Genomic DNA, 18,361 nt, shown 5'->3' on the forward strand with positions numbered 1-18,361 from the left:
GATGCGGTGGGGCATAGGGTCAAGGCGGTTCGCTTCCGATTATAGCCCCGCGTTATGCGCAGCGCGCGTAGGGTGCCGCCGGGCAATGCCGTGGGGCGTCGCGGCTCCGCTGCAGGGGTGCCGCGGCACCCCTGCGCCGCTAGCGATCGTCGCCGCGCTGCAGCTCGTCGAGGGCTTTCGCCAGGTCGGCGATCTTGAACGGCTTGCCCACGTGGGCGTTCATGCCCGAGTCCAGCGCCTTCTTCACGTCGTCTGCGTAGGCGTTGGCGGTCAGCGCCACGATGGGCGTGGTCTGCGCGTCGGGGCGCGGCAGCTTGCGGATGGCGCGCGTGGCCTCGTAGCCGTCCATCACGGGCATCATGGCGTCCATAAGCACGGCGTCGAAGTGCTGCAGCTCGCTTTTTGCGAACAGCTCCACGGCCTCCTTGCCGTTTTGCGCCTGCTCGAGGGTCGCCCCGCGCTCAGTGAGCATCTCGGCCAGGATGATGCGGTTGATCTGGTTGTCCTCGGCCACCAGGTAGCGTCGGCCCTTGAACACCTCGGTATAGGAGGGGCGCTTCTCGTCCGCATCGCCCCTCGCGCGTCCGCGCTCGGCGTCCTTGCCCGTTCGCTTTCCCGTGCCGGGGTCGTTCTCGGCAGCCTTGCACGGACACGGCTTCGCGCCTTCGCCTTCGCCCAGCTTGAACTTCAGCTTCACGGTGAACGTGGTGCCGTGGCCTTCCTTGCTTTCCACGTCGATGGTGCCGCCCATGGCGTCTACCAAGGCCTTCGTGATGGTCATGCCCAGGCCGGTGCCTTGGATGCCCTGCATCTGCCTGCCTTCGGCGCGCTCGAACGGGGCGAAGACGTGGTCGATGAACTCGGGCGGCATACCCATGCCGTTGTCGCGTACGATGAAGCTCAGGCGCACGAAATGCGGGCTGGTCTGCTCGTGCTCCTCCACGTGCAGGGCCACCATGCCGCCGTCGGGCGTGTACTTCACCGCGTTCGACAGCAGGTTCAGTAGGATCTGGCGCACGCGCAGCTGGTCGGCGGCGAAGCTGCGGTGCTGCACGTTCACCGCATCGAGCGTGAGCAGCTGCCCCTTCGCGGCGGTTTGCGGCCGCATGATGGCGTCCACATCGCGCATCAGCGTGTCAAGATCGCAGCATTCCTCCTGCAGCTCGATGGCGCCGCTTTCGATCTTGGACATGTCGAGCACGTCGTTGATAAGGCTGAGCAGGTGTTGCGACGAGGTCTGGATGGTGGCCAGGCATTCGTCGGTCTTGTCCCAGTCGCCGGCGTTGTCGCGCGCAATCTGCGTCATGCCCATGATGGCGTTGATGGGGGTGCGGATGTCGTGGGACATCTTCGCCAAGAACGTGCTCTTCGACTGGTTCGATTGCTTGGCAATGGCCAGCGCCTGCTGCAGGCGTTCGCGGCTCTCGGTCTCCTTCGTGCGGTCGAACAGAACGTACACCAGCTTCTCCGTGTCGCCCACCTTCGCGCGGAATAGCGTCTCGTGGTACCAGCGCAGCTCGCCGGTCTCTTGATGGCGTCGCGTGCTGTCGCCATCGCGGTGGTCGTTGCTGGGAAGCGAATGCATGTTGATCTCGAGCAGGCTTACCGATCCCGGCTCCAGCGAGCGGTCGATGTTGCGCACGTCCTTGGCGATGTCGGCGGCGGGGATGCCCAGGATGCGCTTCGTGTTCGGGCTGACGTAATCGACCGATCCGCCGTCGGGGCTGAACATGATGAAGATGTTGTCGGTGCTGCCCGACAGCGCGCTGAACAGCTGCTCGCGGTACTTCACCTCCCGGACCTGCTGGTCGAGCACGCGTCGCCCGTGCTGCACCAGGATGACCACTACCAGCGCGGCAAGCGCGAACAGAACCACCGACACGGTTGCGATGGTGAGCAGCTGCACCTCCGACATGCTGGCGTTGACCACGTTGCTCGGGACCACGCCTACCATCACCCAGTCCTGGAACCCGACGGGCATGTAGGTGAGATAGTACTGGTTGGTGGCGGTGGAGAACTGCGTGGTGCCGCTTTGACCTGCATCGATGTCTGATCGAAGGGAATCTATGCCGTCGTCTGCGCCGAACGAGGCTGTCTGGCCGAGCCAGTCGAGCAGGTTCGACGACTGCGAGTACTGGTCGGTGGCGGAGAACAGCAGGTTGCCGGCCGGCGTGATGACGAAGCAGCTGGACTGCCCGTCGAAGGCGTTCACGTCAAGGGCCGCTTCCATGTCGTGGTTGTTGTAGCTTATGGCGATGGCTGAGTATTCGAACCCGTCGAACGAGGCGGGCGCCACGGGCGTGGCGAACACCGTCAGTCCCGTGCCGCTGGTGGGAACGGTGTCCGCCACGATGCTGCTCCCGCCGTTCAGCTGATCGAGCTGTTGACCTAGGTTCAGGGTGCCGCGCTCGCCGTCGGGGGTGGCGTAGGCGCCCTGTGAGTTGATGAAGTAGAAGTCGGTGAAGCCCCATTTTGCCTGTTCGCCGTCGATGAACTCGCGCGCCTGCTCGGCATCGTCGCCGGAAACGGAGCCGTCGGGCGAGTGGGCGGCGGAGTCTTCGAGCATGGTGTTCCATGTGCTCAGGTGGTTCCAGTTGTCGGATACCAGCATGGAGAACGTGTTGTTGACCTGGGAATAGATTTCCTTCAGGTGGTCGGCGCTCTCGTCGTGCACCTTCTCTTGTATGAAGTGGACGTACAGGCCGCACACGCAGGCAAGCGTCACGATGACGATGCCGATGGCGGCGGCGAGGGATCGTCGTTGCATGGGACCTCGTTTCGGGCAAGCGCGGGCAATGCCCGCGCGGTGCGTATGGAAGGCTTCGGCGGCCGGCGCCGGCGTATGCGCGCCGGGCCCGTTGCGCATACGAGCCTGGCGCGCATGCGTTGGGCGAGCCGTCGTCCGCACCATCATATGCGCTCTGGGCGCGGTGTACGGCGGCGCGGGCGAACGTGCGCCGAACCGTGCCGCGTCCGTTGCCGGCCCGTTACGGGGAGGCGTGGATTCTGCCTTGAGGTTGTCGGCGGCGCAGCCTCGCTGGCCGCGCATGTGCGTATACTGGGTAGTTACGGTTTTATGCAAGCGGACAAGGGGAGCTCATGAAGGAAAACGGCCAGAAGCGCGCAGGCGGGCAGGGCGGAAAGCGCCTGCGGCAGGCGGCACGGCCCCAGGCCGGTCCTCGGCGTCAGCGGGAGCGCGGGCAGGAGGGCAACGTGGCGGCAAACGGTCTGCCGCAGTGCCCGGTTGCGCGCCAGTGCGGCGCCTGCCAGCACGTCAACCAGCCCTACGACCAGCAGCTTGCGGCGAAAGACGAGCGCGTGGCCCAGTTGTTTTCCCAGGTGGCAGGCCCTGAGGCGCTGCGTCCCATCCTGGGTATGCAGGATCCGTACGCCTACCGCAACAAGGTGATGTCCCCGTTCGCCCCCGGCGCGCCGCGCAAGGCCGCGCCCGGCAAGCGCGGCGGCGGCAAGCGCCCCAGCCGCCCTGCCTCCCCGCAGCGCGACATCCTGTGCGGCATGTACGCCGCCGGAACGCACCGCATCATCGACACGGGGGAATGCCTGATCGAGAACGCCCAGGCCAAGCAGGTCATCCGCACGGTGCGCAGCCTTATGTTGAAGTTCGGCATCCCGCCCTACGACGAGGACCGCGGCACCGGCTTCATGCGCCATGCCGTGGTGCGCGTGGGCCACACCACCGGCGAGGTGCTGGTCACGCTGGTCACCAATGGCCAGCAGTTCCCCGGCGCGAAGAGCTTCTGCCGCGAGCTGGTGCGTCGCTGCCCGTTCATCACCACGGTGGTGCAGAACGTCAACGAGCGTCAGACCAACGTGGTGCTCGGCCAGCGCGAGCAGGTGCTCTACGGCCCCGGCTTCATCCTGGACAAGCTGTGCGGGCTGAGCTTCCGCATCTCGTCGCAGTCGTTTTACCAGGTGAACAGCGTGCAGACCGAGGTGCTGTACCGCCAGGCCATCGAACTGGCGGGCTTCACCGGCGCCGAGCACGCCATCGACGCGTACTGCGGCACGGGCACCATCGGCCTGGTGGCGGCCTCCATGGGCGCGGCGCAGGTCACGGGCGTGGATTGCGTGGAATCCTCCATCCGCGATGCGCGGCAGAACGCGCGCCACAACGGCGTGGACAACGCGCGCTTCGCGGTGGCCGACGCCGGCGCGTTCATGCGCGACATGGCGGCGCAGGCCGCGGCGGCAGGGCGTGCAGGCACCGATGAGGAGGGCCGACCATTCGTGCTGCTCATGGACCCGCCGCGCGCCGGCTCCACCGAGGAGTTTTTGCGCGCAGCGGTGCAGCTGGCGCCCGAGCGCATCGCCTACATCTCGTGCAATCCGGAAACGCAGGTGCGCGACCTGGGCTTTCTCAAGCAATTCGGCTACGGCGTGCGAACGGTGCAGCCCGTGGACATGTTCCCGCACACCGACCACATCGAGACCATCGCGCTCATCGAGCGCATGTAGCGGCAACCATATATATAGGTAGGGAAGGAAATGGCAGAGCAACAGCGAACGGGGAACGAGCGCGCCGCGGCGGGCGATGCCGGGGTCGGCGCCGATGCGGCCGCGCGTCCCAAGGACGTGCTCGCGGCGGCGCGTCGCGCCATCGAGCAGCGCGGGCTGGCGAACGCCGAGACGCCCGTGCTGCTCATGGTGTCGGGCGGCTCGGACTCCACGGCGCTGGCGTACGTCGCGCGGCAACTGGCCGATGAAGGGGCCATCGGGCCCATCGCCATGCTGCATGTGAACCATCGGCTGCGCCCCGGTGCCGCCGATCAAGATGAGGCGTTCACGGCACAGTTGGCGGAGTTGCTTGGGATCCCCCTGTTCAGCTGTCAGATCGACGTCGCAGGCCAGGCGCAGCGCGAGGGCGGCAACGTGGAGGCCGTCGCCCGCCGCGAGCGTTACCTCGCCGCCAACGAGGCGCTTGCAAGCCTGTGCCGCCACGCCGCCGCGCCTCTGTCCGAGGGCCGCATCTTCACCGCCCACACCGCCGACGATCGCGTGGAGAACTTCTACATGCGCTCTATGGTGGGCACCGGGCCGGGCGGCTTCCGCGCCATGAAGTACGCCAACGGCCCCGTCGTCCGCCCGCTGCTCGACGTCGGCCGCCAGGACCTGCGCGACTACGTGCAGCAGCGCGAGCGCGAGGGCCTGCCGTGCGCATGCGACGCCGATGGCTGCCTGTGGCGCGAGGACGCCACCAATGCGCATACCGACCGCTTCCGCGCCTACGTGCGCCACGAGGTCATCCCGCACGTGAAGGAGCGCAGCCCGCAGCTGCTCGAGGTGCTCGGGCGCACCATGAACCTGATCGCCGACGAGGATGACATGCTTGAGGAAATGGCATCCGACCTGGTGAAACGCCATATGGCATGGACCGAGGCGCTGCCCGACCGACCGCCGGCGTACGAGGAGGGCGGCGTGCTCGCCCCCGAGCTGGGCACCCAACCCGTGCCGCTGCAGCGTCGCGCGGCGGTGCAGGTGCTGCAGGCCATGCTGGGTCCCGACGCACGCGTTGAGACAGCATCGATCGATGCGGTGCTGGCGGCGTGGGACGAGCCCGGCACCCCGCAGGCCGCCCCGCATGGCGGATACGTTGCGAACATCCAGGGGAACCTGGCAATCAGCGCGAACAAGCGCGGCGTGAGGCTCGAGCCCATGGCCGCATTCAGAGCAAGGAGAAGGAAATGAGCGAACAGCCCATGCCGCAAGACGCGGCGCAGGAGAACGAGCAGGCCGCAGCCGAGCAGGCGCAGGCCGCTGAGCAGCCGATGACCGTCGATGTGATCCTTGCCAGCGGCAGCCCGCGCCGCAAGGAGCTTCTGGAGCGCGAGGGCGTGAGCTTCACCATCCGCGTATCCGAGGTGGACGAGTCGCTGGAGCCCGACCTTGAGGCCAACCCGCCCGAGGCGGTGAAGAAGCTGGCCGAGCGCAAGGCCGGCGCCGTGGTGCAGGAGGTGCTCGGCGAGGGCTACACGGGCATGGCGGCCATCATCGGCGCCGACACCATGGTGGTGTGCGACGGCGAGATCTTCGGCAAACCGGCCAGCATCTCCGACGCCAAGCGCATGCTGCGTCGTCTGCAGGGCAACACGCACGAGGTGCTCACCGGCGTGTCGGTGTGGTTGGTGTCCGCGCCCAACGCCGAGGACGTGTCGCTGGGCTTCCGCACGTTCGTGGACCGCGCGGCGGTCACGTTCCATCCGCAGACCGATGAGCAGCTGGCCGAGTACCTGAAGTGCGGCGAATCGTTCGACAAGGCGGGCGCATATGCCGCCCAGGGCAACGGCGCCAAGCTCATCAAGCATATCGAGGGCGACCTGGACACCGTCATCGGCCTTCCGGTGACGCGCCTGCTCAAGGAGTTTCCCGATCTGAAGTAGCCGGCCCCGCCGTTTTCGCAAGCGGCAGGCCATCGGCATCCCGGGGCGCTGCGGCGCCCCGGTTCGCGTTTCGGGCCGTTTGCGCCCTGTGCGGCGGGTTTGCGCCGCATGCCCGCTTCCGGCGGTTTCGGCAGGTCCACAGGGGCTCGTATTTATGTGGCGTTACGGTATTGTCATGTGCCCGGTCGGGCCGAATGGTACACTTGTGCTCGTTCATATAAGGGCGCTTAGGGCGCTCTTCAGGCGAAATGCATCGAAGAGGTAATCATCGTGCACGAAAACATCGATCGCATCCTGTTCACCGAGGATGAAATCAAGCAGCGCGTCGCCGAGATCGGCGCGGGCATCACGCAGGACTATAAGGACGACCCCGACGGCGTCATCCTCATCTCCGTCTTGCGCGGCGCGGCCATCTTCATGGCCGACCTGGCACGTCAGATCCAGCTGCCGTGCGAGATGGACTACATGGCCGTCTCGTCCTACGGCAACGGCGTGAAAAGCTCCGGCGTGGTCCGTATCCTGAAGGACCTGTCCTCCCAGATCGAGGGCCGCAACGTGGTCATCGCCGAGGACGTCCTGGACTCCGGCCTCACGCTCACCTACCTGCTGAAAACGCTGAAGGCGCGCAACCCGAAGTCCATCGAGGTCGCCACGCTGCTGCGCAAGAAAACCCGCGCGCAGGCCAAGATCGACTGCGCATACGTGGGCTTCGAGTGCCCCGACGAGTTCATCGTGGGCTACGGCCTGGACTACGCCGAGCGCTACCGCAACCTGCCGTACATCGGCGTCCTGAAGCCCGAGCTCTACAACTAGGAAAGCAAGGCCTATGCCGCAAAACAACAAACCCCAGATCCAGCAGCCCAACCCCCGGACAACCATCATCTCGGTTGTCCTTTTCCTGCTGGTGGCCTTCTTCGTGGGCCAGCAGTTCATGAGCATGTCGGAGTCTTCGCAGGGCACCACCGATAAGCTGGTGGCGTCCGAGTTCCTGCAGGCGGTCGACCAGAACCGCGTCACGGAGGTCACGTACAGCGCCGGTGACTACACCGTGTCCGGCACGTATTACCCCGCCGTCACGGCCGGCGATTCCGCCGCCGACGCGTTCAACAGCGCCATCGACGCCATGAACGCAGGCATGGCAACGCTGAAGGACCCGAACACGGGCAAGCCGCTCTCGGGCGTGGGCACGCAGGACATCGAATCCCAAACGCTCGGCCAGGAGCACAAGTTCACGTGCACCTGGGCCGGCAGCTCGCTGTCCGATCTGATGGCCCAGCACCCCGAGATCAAGTACGAGGTGAAGACCCCCAGCCCGTGGGGCGACATCCTCACCACGCTGCTGCCCATCGTCCTCATCGGCGCAATGTTGTTCTTCCTGTTCAACCAAATGGCGAAGGCCAATAACTCGCAGATGAACTTCGGCAAGGCCAAGGCCAAGCAGAGCATCGAGGAGCGCCCCGACGTGCGCTTCGCCGATGTCGCCGGCGTGGACGAGGCCGTCGAGGAGATGCAGGAGATCAAGGACTTCCTGGCCAACCCCGCCAAGTACCAGTCCATGGGCGCGAAGATCCCGCGCGGCTGCCTGCTGGTGGGCCCTCCGGGCACCGGCAAGACGCTGCTGGCCCGCGCCGTGGCCGGTGAGGCGGGCGTGCCGTTCTTCAGCATCTCGGGTTCCGACTTCGTCGAGATGTTCGTGGGCGTGGGCGCCTCCCGCGTGCGCGACTTGTTCAAGCAGGCTAAGGAGGCAAGTCCCTCCATCGTATTCATCGACGAGATCGACGCCGTCGGCCGCCAGCGCGGCACGGGCCTGGGCGGCGGCCACGACGAGCGCGAGCAGACGCTCAACCAGCTGCTCGTCGAGATGGACGGCTTCGAGGCCAACGACTCCGTGGTGCTCATCGCCGCCACGAACCGCGCCGACGTGCTCGACCCCGCGCTGCTGCGCCCCGGCCGCTTCGACCGCCAGATCGTGGTGGACGTGCCCGACGTGAAGGGCCGCGAGCGCATCCTGAACGTGCATGCGAAGAACAAGCCACTCGGCAGCGACGTGGACCTGTCCTCCGTGGCCAAGCTCACGCCGGGCTTCTCCGGCGCCGACCTGGCCAACCTGCTTAACGAGGCAGCGCTTCTGACCGCACGCCGCAACAAGAAGATCATCACGCAGCAAGAGGTCAGCGAGTCCATGGAGCGCGTCATCGCCGGTCCCGAGCGCAAGGGCCGCGTGATGGACGACCAGACCAAGCACACCATCGCGTACCACGAAAGCGGTCATGCCCTGGTGGGCCACCTGCTGCCGAAGGCCGATCCGGTGCACAAGATCAGCATCATCAGCCGCGGCCGCGCGCTGGGCTACACCCTGTCCATCCCCAAGGAGGACAAGGTCCTCAACACGGCGGGCGAGATGCGCGACGAGCTGGCGGTGTTCATGGGCGGCCGCGTCGCCGAGGAGATCTTCTGCGACGATGTGACCACCGGCGCCAGCAACGACCTGGAGCGCGCCACCAAGATGGCCCGCGCCATGGTCACGCAGTACGGCATGTCCGCCGAGCTGGGCACGCAGGTGTTCGGCCAGCCCAACCACGAGGTGTTCCTGGGCCGCGACATGGGCAACACGCAGGACTACTCCGAGGAAACCGCTCGCCGCATCGACGACGAGGTCGCGCGCATCATGAAGGAAGCGCACGACCGCGCTTACCATATCCTCAGCACGCATCGCGAGCAGATGGACCTTATGGCAAGCGTGCTGCTTGAGCGCGAAACCGTCGAGGGCGAGGCCTGCAAGGCGCTGCTGGACAACAACTGGAACGATTATCTGCAGCGCGAAGGCGACATCATCGCCGCGAAGGAGGCCGAGGAGGCGGCGGCGCGTGCTCGCGACGAGCAGCTTGCCGACCCGAACTGGAACGGCCAGCAGGGCGGTCAGGTGCCGCCGGCGCAGCCGGGTTCGCCCGTGCAGTCGGGTTCGCCCGTGCAGCCGGCAGGCGTGCAGCAGCCGCAGGCTCCTGCGAACGGCGGTCAGCCGCCGGTTCCCCCCGCGGGCGGTCAGCAGCCCCCGTACCCGCCGGCAGAGTAAACCGGCGTGGCGCTGCGCCGCACCTTCGCGGTGGGCGGCGGCGGGATCGTTCGCGCACGACGTGCTGGGCTTTTCGGCCTGGTGCGGCTGGCGCGATGTGAAAACGTCAAGGTATAGCAAGAAGGCGGGCCGTCAGGCTCGCCTTCTTTTGAAAGAAAGGCATTCAGCATGATGTGGAAATGCGGCTCGTTCGAGTTCGATACGCGCAAACCGGTGATCATGGGCATCCTCAACGTCACGCCCGACAGCTTCAGCGACGGCGGCACGCACAACACGCCCGAGGCTGCGCTGGCCTGGGCGCAGCAGATGCTCGACGAGGGCGCGCATATGATCGACGTGGGCGGCGAGTCAACGCGCCCGGGGTCGGCCGAGGTGAGCGTCGAGGAGGAGACGGCCCGCGTGCTTCCCGTGGTGCGCGCCCTTGCCGAGCAGGGCGTCTGCGTAAGCGTGGACACCCGTCATGCCACTGTGGCGAAGGCGTGCGTGGAAGCCGGCGCCGCCATCATCAACGACGTGTCGGGCTTCCGCGATCCGGCCATGGTGCAGGTTGCCGCCGAAAGCGATTGCGGCGTGGTGGTCATGCACATGAAGGGCGAGCCGGGCACCATGCAGCAGAACCCGCAATACGACGATGTGGTCGCCGAGGTGCGCGATTACCTGCGGGGCCAGGCGGCCATGCTCGAGGCCGCCGGCGTGGCGTCTGAGCGCATCTGCGTCGACCCGGGCCCGGGCTTCGGCAAAACGGCTTCGCAGACCCTCGAGCTCGTACGCAACTTCCAGGAGTTTGCGCGCTTGGGCTACCCGGTCATGGTTGCCGTTTCCCGCAAAAGCTATCTGGGCTTCGCCTACGGCATCGACGACCCGGTCGAGCGCGACCACGTGAGCGCCACCGAGGCGCTTATGGCGTGCGAGCTGGGTGCGGGCGTTGTGCGTGCGCACAACGTGGCGGAAACCGTGAAGGCGCTATCCGACATGCGCCCGTACGCGTTCTTGGGCCTGGGCTGCAACGTGCCGTTGGTGGCGGAGCCCGGCGAGGAGCTTGAGGGCAAGATCGCCATGCTCAACCAGGCCATCACCGAGCTGTGCAGCCTTCCCGATTCGCAGATCATCGACATCTCCAGCTTCTACGAAAGCGAGCCTGCGTACTACGAGGACCAGGACACGTTCGTCAACGCCGTGGTGCTGCTGCGCACGGGCATCGCGCCGAAGGAGCTGCTGGGATACCTGCACGCTATCGAGAACAGCCTGGGCCGCGTGCGCGAGATCGAGAACGGGCCGCGCACGTGCGACCTGGATATCCTGGACTATCAGCTCTACGTCACGGACAACGATGTGCTCACGCTGCCTCATCCGCGCATCTTCGAGCGCGACTTCGTGCTGAAGCCGCTGCTGGAGCTGCGCCCGAACCACGTGCTGGCCGACGACGTGCGCGTCGCGCAGGCGGCCAAGCCGGAATCCGAGCGCTACGGGAAAGCCGAGCGCATCAGCCGTTAAGCCGGGGAAAGCGGCGGCTTGCGGATGGTCGGATGGGTTCCGGGGCGCAGGCTCTGATATCGGGCTTGCGTCGGGTTTGCGGGGCCCAGGGCCGGGTTGTCGGCTTGGGCGATGGGCTGCGGTTTGCGAAGCTGGAGCGTTGGCTCATTGCGGCTTTCCGTGGCCTTGCGATGGCTTTACGCCGTGCCGCCACATAAGGGGAGAAAGGTGCTGGGATGCAGTTTCGCGTGCAATCGTTTGAGACCGTAACGTCCACGAACGACCTGATCAAGCGTGCTATCGAAGAAGGCGAGCCCGAGGGGTTGGCCGTGCGCGGCCTGCGGCAGACCGCCGGTTACGGCAGGCAGGGTCGCGCGTGGGAAAGTCCGATCGGCGGCATGTACCAGTCGTTTTTGCTGCGCCCCGAAGTCCCGCCGGCGCAGCTTCCCACGCTCAGCTTGCTGGTGGGCCTTGCCGTCCGTCGCGCGGTTGCGGTCCTTGTTCCTGAGCTTGAGGACCGCATGCAGGTGAAGTGGCCGAACGATATCGTGGTGGCTGAAGCGCCCGCTTCCCTGGATGAAGCCGCGTCCGCGGCGGGCGAGGGTTCCGCTTGCGGGGAGGGGCCTTCGCCCCTTTGCGACGCGGCCCTTGGTGGCGATTCCCAGCCTAGCCGTCCCTTCCATAAGCTGTGCGGCATCTCGACGGAGATGCATGCGCGGGCGTTGTGCGTGGGCGTGGGCGTTAACGTGGCGCGTCCGGCCGATGCCGCATCCGTGCCGGCGGGGAAGAACGTCCCTGCGTACCTGGATGAGCTCGGTTTTTGCGAAGGCGCTGTTGAGGACCGCATCAACGCCGTGGCCGATGCGCTCTGCGATCAGCTTGCCATCGCCTATCCGCTGTGGTGCGAACAGGGCTTTGAGCCCTTCCAAGCCGAGTTCGACGGCTGCTCTGCGCTGTCCGGGCGCTTCGTTCGCATGGAGGACCTTTCGGGCAACGTGTTGGCGGCGGGCATGGTGACGCGCGTGGCCCCGGACGGCAGGCTGGTGCTGCGCACGCCGGAAGGCGTGGAGGTGTTCGCCAGCTCGGGCGAGGCTCATATCCGCTAGGCGTCTCTGCGGGTCGGTGCGTCGCATGCGTGCCGACCGCGGCGCCTGCGCGCCAGATGCGCGCGCTGTTTCGGCGTTTGCGCGCATGCGGCTTGGGCGCATGCGTCCGACATGTGCGCGGCAGCGAAGCCGGCAGCGCTTCGAAGGCGTCCAGCTTCGCCCCCCTTTTTTCCTTTCTTATCTGATATGCATGAACGATGGAATCCCGGCATGGGGTTCTCCTGCGTGCGCTCTCCGTGGGTCGCCGGTCATACAATTAAGAGCTGACAAAATTTTAGGTAGTAAAAGGTTTCGAAAGGCAGCACGCAAGCATGACGCACGAGCAAGAAACGAAGGATACGTCTGCGGCGCCGTCCCATCCGACGGATGCCCAGGGCAAGCCTGCGGCACCCGGCGGCCAAGGCAAGCCCAGACAGCACGATAAGGTGACGCGCATGGGCACGGAATCCATCCCGCGCCTTATCACCGAGTTCGCCGTCCCCTCCATCTTGGGCATGCTGGTCAACGGCGCGTACAACGTCATCGACTCCATCTTCCTGGGCCAGGCCATGGGCGAGATCGGCTTGTCCACCGCCACGGTGGCCATGCCCATCATGACGGTGTTCATGGCCATCGCCATGCTGGTGGGCAACGGCGGCAACGCCCTGGCCGCGCTGCGCATGGGCGAGGGCAAGCCCGAGGAGGCCGAGCGCAGCCTGGGCAACACGGTCACGCTCTCCCTTATCGCCTCGGTGGTGGTTGCCATCGTCATGTTCGTCCCAGCTTGCATCGATGGGCTGCTCAGCGTGTCCGGCGCCACTCCCGAGGACTGGGGCTACGCCATGCAGTTCATCCGCATCATCAGCCTGGGCTTCATCTTCCAGTGCATCGGCATGGGCGTGAACAACTTCATCCGTACCGCCGGCGCCCCGAACCGCGCGCTGGGCACCATGATCATCGGCGCCGTGGCGTGCACGGTGTTCAATGCGCTGTTCGTGCTGGTCATGGGCATGGGCGTCGTGGGCAGCGCGCTTGCCACCGTGTGCGGCCAGGCTATCTCGTGCGCCACGGTGCTGTGGTACTTCTGCCTGACGAAGGGCGTCCCCATGCGCCTGCGCCTGCGCATGATGCCGCTGCACGGCGAGACCGTGCGCCTGATCCTGTCGCTGGGCCTTGCGAGCTTCGCCGTCCAGGCGGGCATGGCGGCGGTCAACTTCGTGCTGAACAACCTGCTGAACATGTACGGCGCGCAAAGCCCCATCGGCGCGGAGGGCGCGTTGGCGTCCATCGGCGTGGTGCAGCGCGTTGCCTCGTTCGTGGTGCTGCCGCTTATCGGCATGTCGATCGCCATCCAGCCGCTGCTCGGCTTCAACTACGGCGCGCACCTGTTCAAGCGCGTGAAGATGACGCTGGCCTGGGGCATCGCGGGCAACACGGTCATCGCCGTGGTGCTGTGGGCGCTCGTGCACCTGTTCCCCGTCCAGATCGTCGGCTTCTTTGGCATCACCGACCCGAACCTGCTGTCGTTCACGGTGTTCGCGCTGCAGGTGCAGCTGTTCCTCATCCCGTTCGTGGGCTTCCAGATCGTGGGCTCGAACTACTTCCAGGCAACGGGCCAGCCGGCGAAATCGGTGTTCTTGTCGCTCACGCGCCAGATCCTGTTCCTGATCCCGCTCTATATCGGCCTGCCCATGGTCATGCCCGTATGGTTCCCGGGCTACACGGGTCTGGATGCGCTGTACTTCGCGTGCCCCGTGGCGGACTTCCTGGCCATCTTCACCACCGGCGTGTTCGTCCTGCTGGAGCTCAAGCGCCTGCGCAAGCTGGAGAACGGCCAGCTACAGGCCAAGTTCTAGCGGTTTGTTTCAGCCTTGCAACGTTTTTTGCGCTGCAAGGCTATTTTTGCGGTCAAAAAGGGCGAAGGAAATTGTGCGCATGCTACAATTCCGCTGTGATTTATAGGAAATAGGATCGATGCGTTCGGCGCAGCGATCGCCGCGATGATGTCGCGGATGGGCCTTCTGGATGAACCAGGGGGACAAGGAAGGGGAAGTTGTGGAACAGGTTCAGAAGAAGACGGCAGCTGGGTCGCGCACGCGTTCTATCGCGTTCGTCGCATTGACGGTCGCCATCACGGCGGTGTCGGCGTGGGTGACGGTGCCCTTGGGCCCTGTGCCGTTCACGCTGCAGATCTTCGCCGTGGCGTTCATGGTGCTGGTGCTGCAGCCGAAAGAGGCTGTTGCGGCCATCACCGCGTACCTGGTGCTCGGCGCTGTGGGCGTGCCCGTGTTCAGCGGCATGCGCGGCGGCATCGGCGTTCTGGCCGGTGCGACCGGCGGATTTCTGTGGGGCTACCTGCTGGGCGTGGGCCTGGCCGTGGCAGTGCGCTTCGGCCTGAAGGCCGTGCTGGCTCGCGATGGCCAGGCGAAGGGCGCCCGTGCGTTCGCTATCGACTTCCTGACCGGTCTGGTGTTCCTTGCCGTCGCCTACGTGTGCGGTTGGGCGCAGCTCATGGCCGTGGCTTCCATGACGCCCGCCGCCGCCTTCGCGGCCGGCGTTGCGCCGTTCATCCTGGTCGACCTGGCGAAACTGGTCGCGGCGGTCATCTGCGCCCGCGCCGTCAACGCTGCCGTGGGGCGTCGCGCATAAGCGATATCGCATAACCCAAGCGTAATGAAAAAGCCCGCATAAGCGGGCTTTTTCGCGTTCTGATGCAAGATGCGGGCTTGAATTCCGAGGACGGGCTTCCGGTTGCCAGGCGTGCAGGCGCGCAAAGGAGGGATTATGCGCGCCCGCACGAGCAGGGCCTGTCGGATGGTCTCGCAGCTGCCGCGGCGCCCCGTTGCAGAAAAGGGAATCCGAGCGTGCGGTTACGCCTCGTACAGGACGGCGCCGCTGGTGAAGCCGCCGCCGAAGCCTACGAGCACCACCTTGTCGCCGGGGTGGATGTTGCCGCTTTCGTACGCGTCGCACAGCGTCATGGGGATGCACGCCGACGATGAGTTGCCGCGATGCGCGATGGACACCTGGAAGCGCTCGAGCGGCAGGCCCATGCGCTTGGCGGCGTACTTGATGATGCGCAGGTTCGCCTGATGCGGGACGATGAACTGCACGTCGTCGATGGTCAGGTTCGCGCGGCGTAGCACCTCCTCGATGGCGGCGGGCATGACGCTGGTGGCGAACTTGAACACCTTCTGGCCGTTCATGTACAGGGCCTGGCGCGGCGCTCCTGCGGCAACGCGTTCCGTGACATCGAGCTCGGCGTCGATGGGGGCGGTGCCGGGGTCGGCCTGTTGCAGAGCGTCTGCATCGATGCCCTCGGGCGTGAAGGGCTGGGGCGCGTCGTAGGCGGAAGGGCAGGTGAGGGCGTTGGAGTCGTCGTCATCGTTTTTGATGTACCAGGCCAGGATGCCGGGCTTGCGCTCATCCCACTCCACCACGGCGGCGCCGGCGCCGTCGCCGAACAGCACGCATGTGTTGCGGTCGTTCCAGTCGACGATGCGGGTCAAGCGCTCGCCGCCTACCACGAGCGCGCGGTGGATGGGGTTGCGGCCCGCCGCGCCTGCAGCGCCCGGGGCGCTGGCGGACATCATGGTCTCGGCGATGGTCAGGCCGTAGATGAAGCCCGAGCACGCGGCGTTCATGTCGAATGCCGCGGCGTTGACCAGCCCCAAGCGTCGGCGCAGCACGGCGGCGCAGGTGGGGACCACTTCGTCGGGCGTGATGGTGGAGTAGATGATGAGGTCGATGTCCTCGGGAGCGATCTTGCGCTCGGAATAGCCGCCGTCCGCCCAGCCGAGCGCCTGTCGCGCGGCGCCTTCGGCCAGGTCGACGTTGCCCTCGCCGACGCACACGCGGCGCGAGAGGATGCCCGTGCGCGAGGAAATCCATTCGTCGCTGGTGTCCACCAGCTTGGTCAGCTCTTCATTGGGCACGTCAAGTGCCGGCAGCTGCTTGCCGCAGCCGATGATGGTGCAACCCATGATGCTCCTTCGATGTGCGGGGCGATGCGCCCCGGAGATGATGCGTGTCGATTACGTTCGAGTATAGCATCGCGCGTTGCGGCCCCTGCGAATCCCCATGTCATGACCCCTGCTCGTACCGGAATCGATGCGCGGGTGAAGTAAACGCTCGATGTCCTGGGGACGTTCCGGCCGGCGGAGGGGTCGGGCGCATGTGCGGATGGGCGGCGATGGCCGGTTATGGGGCGCGCATGGCGAAAGGGCCGATGCCGCCTGGGGAGCGGACCGGGCATCGGCCGTCAGCCCGGTTGACCAGGCTTTCCTTTTAGGCGTTCTTCGTTTTCCCGTGGGGTTTCTTCACCGAGATGTCGGCGGGGATGGAGGGGATGGCGATCATGAAGCACGCCCCGCCCTCGGGGAGGTTGACGGCCTCGACGGTGCCGTCGTGCGCTTCGGCGATGGACTTCACGATGGCAAGGCCCAGGCCCGTGCCGCCCGTGCCGCGCGTGCGGCTTGCGTCGGTGCGGTAGAAACGGTCGAAGAGCAGCTTGGGGTCCACGTCGCCGAAGCCGCAGCCGTCGTCTTTCACGGCGATGATGGAGTTGCCGTTCATGCCGAACAGCTCAACGTTGATGTGCCCGCCGGGCTTGATGAAGCGGCTGGCGTTCTCGACCAGGTTGGTGACGGCCTGGCGCAAGCTGTCGGGGTTGCCCAGCACGTCGGGCGCCTCGCCCGAGACGCTCGTGTTCGCCTGGCGATCGTGCAGGATGGGGGACAGCGCGTCGACCACGCTGTTCGCCAGATCGTGCAGGTTCACGCGCTGCATGGTCTCGGGGATGGGGGAGCTTTCTATGCGCTGCAGGGTCAGCAGGTCGTGCGTCAGGCGGCTGAGGCGCTCGCTTTCGTTCACGATGATGCCGCAGAACTTCTCATGCAGCGAGGGCGGCAGGTCGGGGTCGGCGAGCATCTCGGCGTTGCCGCGGATGGCCGTCAGCGGCGTGCGCAGCTCATGCGCGACGTCGCTGATGAACTCGTTTTGGCGGCGCTCCTTGATGGCAAGGTCATGCTGCTGCTGGGTGGTGGTTTGCACGAGGCGCTTGAAGTCGCTGGTCAGCAGGTCGGCCTCGTACATGCGGCCGTCGGGCTCGAACGTGACGGGCGCGCCGCTGCGGAACGCTGCCATCTTCTTCGCCAGGTCGCTAAGCGGTTCGGACAGGAAATGGCCGATAAGCAGGCTGATGCAGAAGATGACCACGCTGATAGGGATAAGGACCAGCAGGACCGCTATGGAGGCGTCGTACACGAGCATGCACACGACGGCCGTGACCACCGCAGCGAGCAGGCTGAGCAGCGTGGCCAAGAGCGCGAAATATGTCTGCAGCCGTTTTATAGCTTGAACCTATATCCGTAACCGCGAACCGTTTCCACAAGGCCGGGATCGTATCCGGCTTGCTCGATCTTATCACGCAGGCGCTTGATGTGGGTGTCCACGGTCTTGGTTTCCGTGAGGTATTCCCAGCCCCAGGCGTCGCGCAGCAGCTCCTCGCGCGAAACCACCTTGCCGGCGTTCTTCATAAGGCATGCCATCAGCTCGAACTCGCGGGGCGTCAGATCGATGTCGCCGGCGGGGCCGGTGGCGGTGTGCGCGTCCTCGTCGAGCGTGATGCCGCTGGCGGTGATGGCGTGGCTGTTCGGCGTGAGCTCGTTGCCCTGGCTGCGGCGCAGCAGCGCGCGCACGCGGGCGATGAGCTCACGCACGCCGAAGGGCTTGGCCAGGTAGTCGTCGCCGCCGATCTCGAGCCCGACCACCTTGTCCAGCTCGGTGTCGCGAGCCGAGAGGAACAGCACGGGCGCGGACGTCTTGGTGCGTAGGCGGCGGCACAGTTCGTAGCCGTCCATGCCGGGCAGCATGATATCCAGGACGAACAGGTCGTAGTCGTTTTCCTGGGCCATTGCCAGCGCGTCCTCGCCGTTGTCCACGACGTCGGGCTGGAAGCCCTCTTTCTTCAAGGCGTATCCGACGAACTCCGTGATGGAGGGCTCGTCGTCCACGACCAGGATGCGCGAAGGCGTTTCGTTCATGATGTGCCTCATCTTTCCATTGCGAAGGCTGCTTGCGCGGCATGCCGGGCAGCGCCGTTGCCGAGCGCTGGGCGCCGCAAGGTGGCAGCCGTCCCACGTTCTTACGACAACTATACCCGCATCGGCCCGGCAGGTGGCCTTCCCGTCAAAAACACGTTACCTCCCCGGGGCGAAACGATCCGATCCGGACACTTGGGGACGGAGGCTTATCTGTCCGGTCGCCGAGTCGGAGCCCGGGCCCGCGCCGGGGCTCGGCCCGAGCAGCGCCAGGGCCCGCCCCGCGCCGAC

13 protein-coding genes are annotated in these 18,361 nt (G+C 66.1%); 9 read left to right on the top strand and 4 right to left on the bottom strand.

Going from position 1 to position 18,361, the window contains the following annotated elements; all coding sequences use genetic code 11:
- Window positions 1–139 precede the first annotated feature (139 nt).
- Complete coding sequence (locus tag SFHG_RS01225) at window positions 140–2,767, bottom strand: ATP-binding protein (protein WP_052297753.1); 2,628 nt, start codon at window positions 2,765–2,767, stop codon at window positions 140–142.
- A 332-nt stretch (window positions 2,768–3,099) separates the two neighbouring features.
- On the opposite strand from SFHG_RS01225, the gene rlmD reads away from it, so the two are divergent.
- From rlmD to SFHG_RS01275, 9 genes are all read left to right on the top strand, one after another.
- Complete coding sequence (gene rlmD, locus SFHG_RS01230; protein ID WP_081468866.1) at window positions 3,100–4,476, top strand: 23S rRNA (uracil(1939)-C(5))-methyltransferase RlmD; 1,377 nt, start codon at window positions 3,100–3,102, stop codon at window positions 4,474–4,476.
- Between the two features lie 30 nt (window positions 4,477–4,506).
- Complete coding sequence (gene tilS, locus SFHG_RS01235) at window positions 4,507–5,706, top strand: tRNA lysidine(34) synthetase TilS (protein ID WP_081468867.1); 1,200 nt, start codon at window positions 4,507–4,509, stop codon at window positions 5,704–5,706.
- The gene (locus SFHG_RS01240; protein WP_202898029.1) at window positions 5,703–6,398 is read left to right on the top strand and encodes a Maf family protein; all 696 of its coding nucleotides are present in this window, start codon (window positions 5,703–5,705) and stop codon (window positions 6,396–6,398) included. Before tilS ends, SFHG_RS01240 begins: the two co-directional genes overlap by 4 nt.
- 270 nt (window positions 6,399–6,668) lie before the next feature.
- On the top strand, window positions 6,669–7,211 hold the full coding sequence (hpt, locus tag SFHG_RS01250) for a hypoxanthine phosphoribosyltransferase (protein ID WP_042432465.1): 543 nt from the start codon (window positions 6,669–6,671) through the stop codon (window positions 7,209–7,211).
- A gap of 13 nt (window positions 7,212–7,224) precedes the next feature.
- The gene (gene ftsH / locus SFHG_RS01255) at window positions 7,225–9,471 is read left to right on the top strand and encodes an ATP-dependent zinc metalloprotease FtsH (RefSeq protein ID WP_081468868.1); all 2,247 of its coding nucleotides are present in this window, start codon (window positions 7,225–7,227) and stop codon (window positions 9,469–9,471) included.
- 168 nt (window positions 9,472–9,639) lie between these two features.
- Complete coding sequence (gene folP, locus SFHG_RS01260) at window positions 9,640–10,965, top strand: dihydropteroate synthase (RefSeq protein WP_042432468.1); 1,326 nt, start codon at window positions 9,640–9,642, stop codon at window positions 10,963–10,965.
- Between the two features lie 215 nt (window positions 10,966–11,180).
- Window positions 11,181–12,050, top strand: a complete 870-nt coding sequence (locus SFHG_RS01265) for a biotin--[acetyl-CoA-carboxylase] ligase (protein WP_052297754.1) — start codon at window positions 11,181–11,183, stop codon at window positions 12,048–12,050.
- 311 nt (window positions 12,051–12,361) lie between these two features.
- The gene (locus SFHG_RS01270; RefSeq protein ID WP_042432470.1) at window positions 12,362–13,885 is read left to right on the top strand and encodes an MATE family efflux transporter; all 1,524 of its coding nucleotides are present in this window, start codon (window positions 12,362–12,364) and stop codon (window positions 13,883–13,885) included.
- 199 nt (window positions 13,886–14,084) lie between these two features.
- A complete protein-coding gene (locus SFHG_RS01275; RefSeq protein WP_238318238.1) occupies window positions 14,085–14,678 on the top strand; it encodes a biotin transporter BioY in 594 nt (197 codons plus the stop codon).
- Between the two features lie 221 nt (window positions 14,679–14,899).
- Here the strand turns inward: SFHG_RS01275 and SFHG_RS01280 are convergent, their stop codons facing one another.
- The 3 genes from SFHG_RS01280 to SFHG_RS01290 form a co-directional block, all read right to left on the bottom strand.
- The gene (locus SFHG_RS01280; protein WP_042432476.1) at window positions 14,900–16,012 is read right to left on the bottom strand and encodes a 3-oxoacyl-ACP synthase III family protein; all 1,113 of its coding nucleotides are present in this window, start codon (window positions 16,010–16,012) and stop codon (window positions 14,900–14,902) included.
- A 304-nt stretch (window positions 16,013–16,316) separates the two neighbouring features.
- On the bottom strand, window positions 16,317–17,351 hold the full coding sequence (locus SFHG_RS01285; protein WP_202898030.1) for a sensor histidine kinase: 1,035 nt from the start codon (window positions 17,349–17,351) through the stop codon (window positions 16,317–16,319).
- A gap of 26 nt (window positions 17,352–17,377) precedes the next feature.
- Window positions 17,378–18,073 carry a response regulator transcription factor gene (locus tag SFHG_RS01290; protein ID WP_042433509.1) on the bottom strand — a complete coding sequence of 232 codons (696 nt, stop codon included), beginning with the start codon at window positions 18,071–18,073 and terminating at the stop codon, window positions 17,378–17,380.
- Window positions 18,074–18,361: the final 288 nt, after the last annotated feature.

Origin of the sequence: Senegalimassilia anaerobia JC110, from assembly GCF_000236865.1 — a bacterium.
In the GTDB taxonomy this organism is placed as follows: Bacteria; Actinomycetota; Coriobacteriia; order Coriobacteriales; family Eggerthellaceae; genus Senegalimassilia; species Senegalimassilia anaerobia.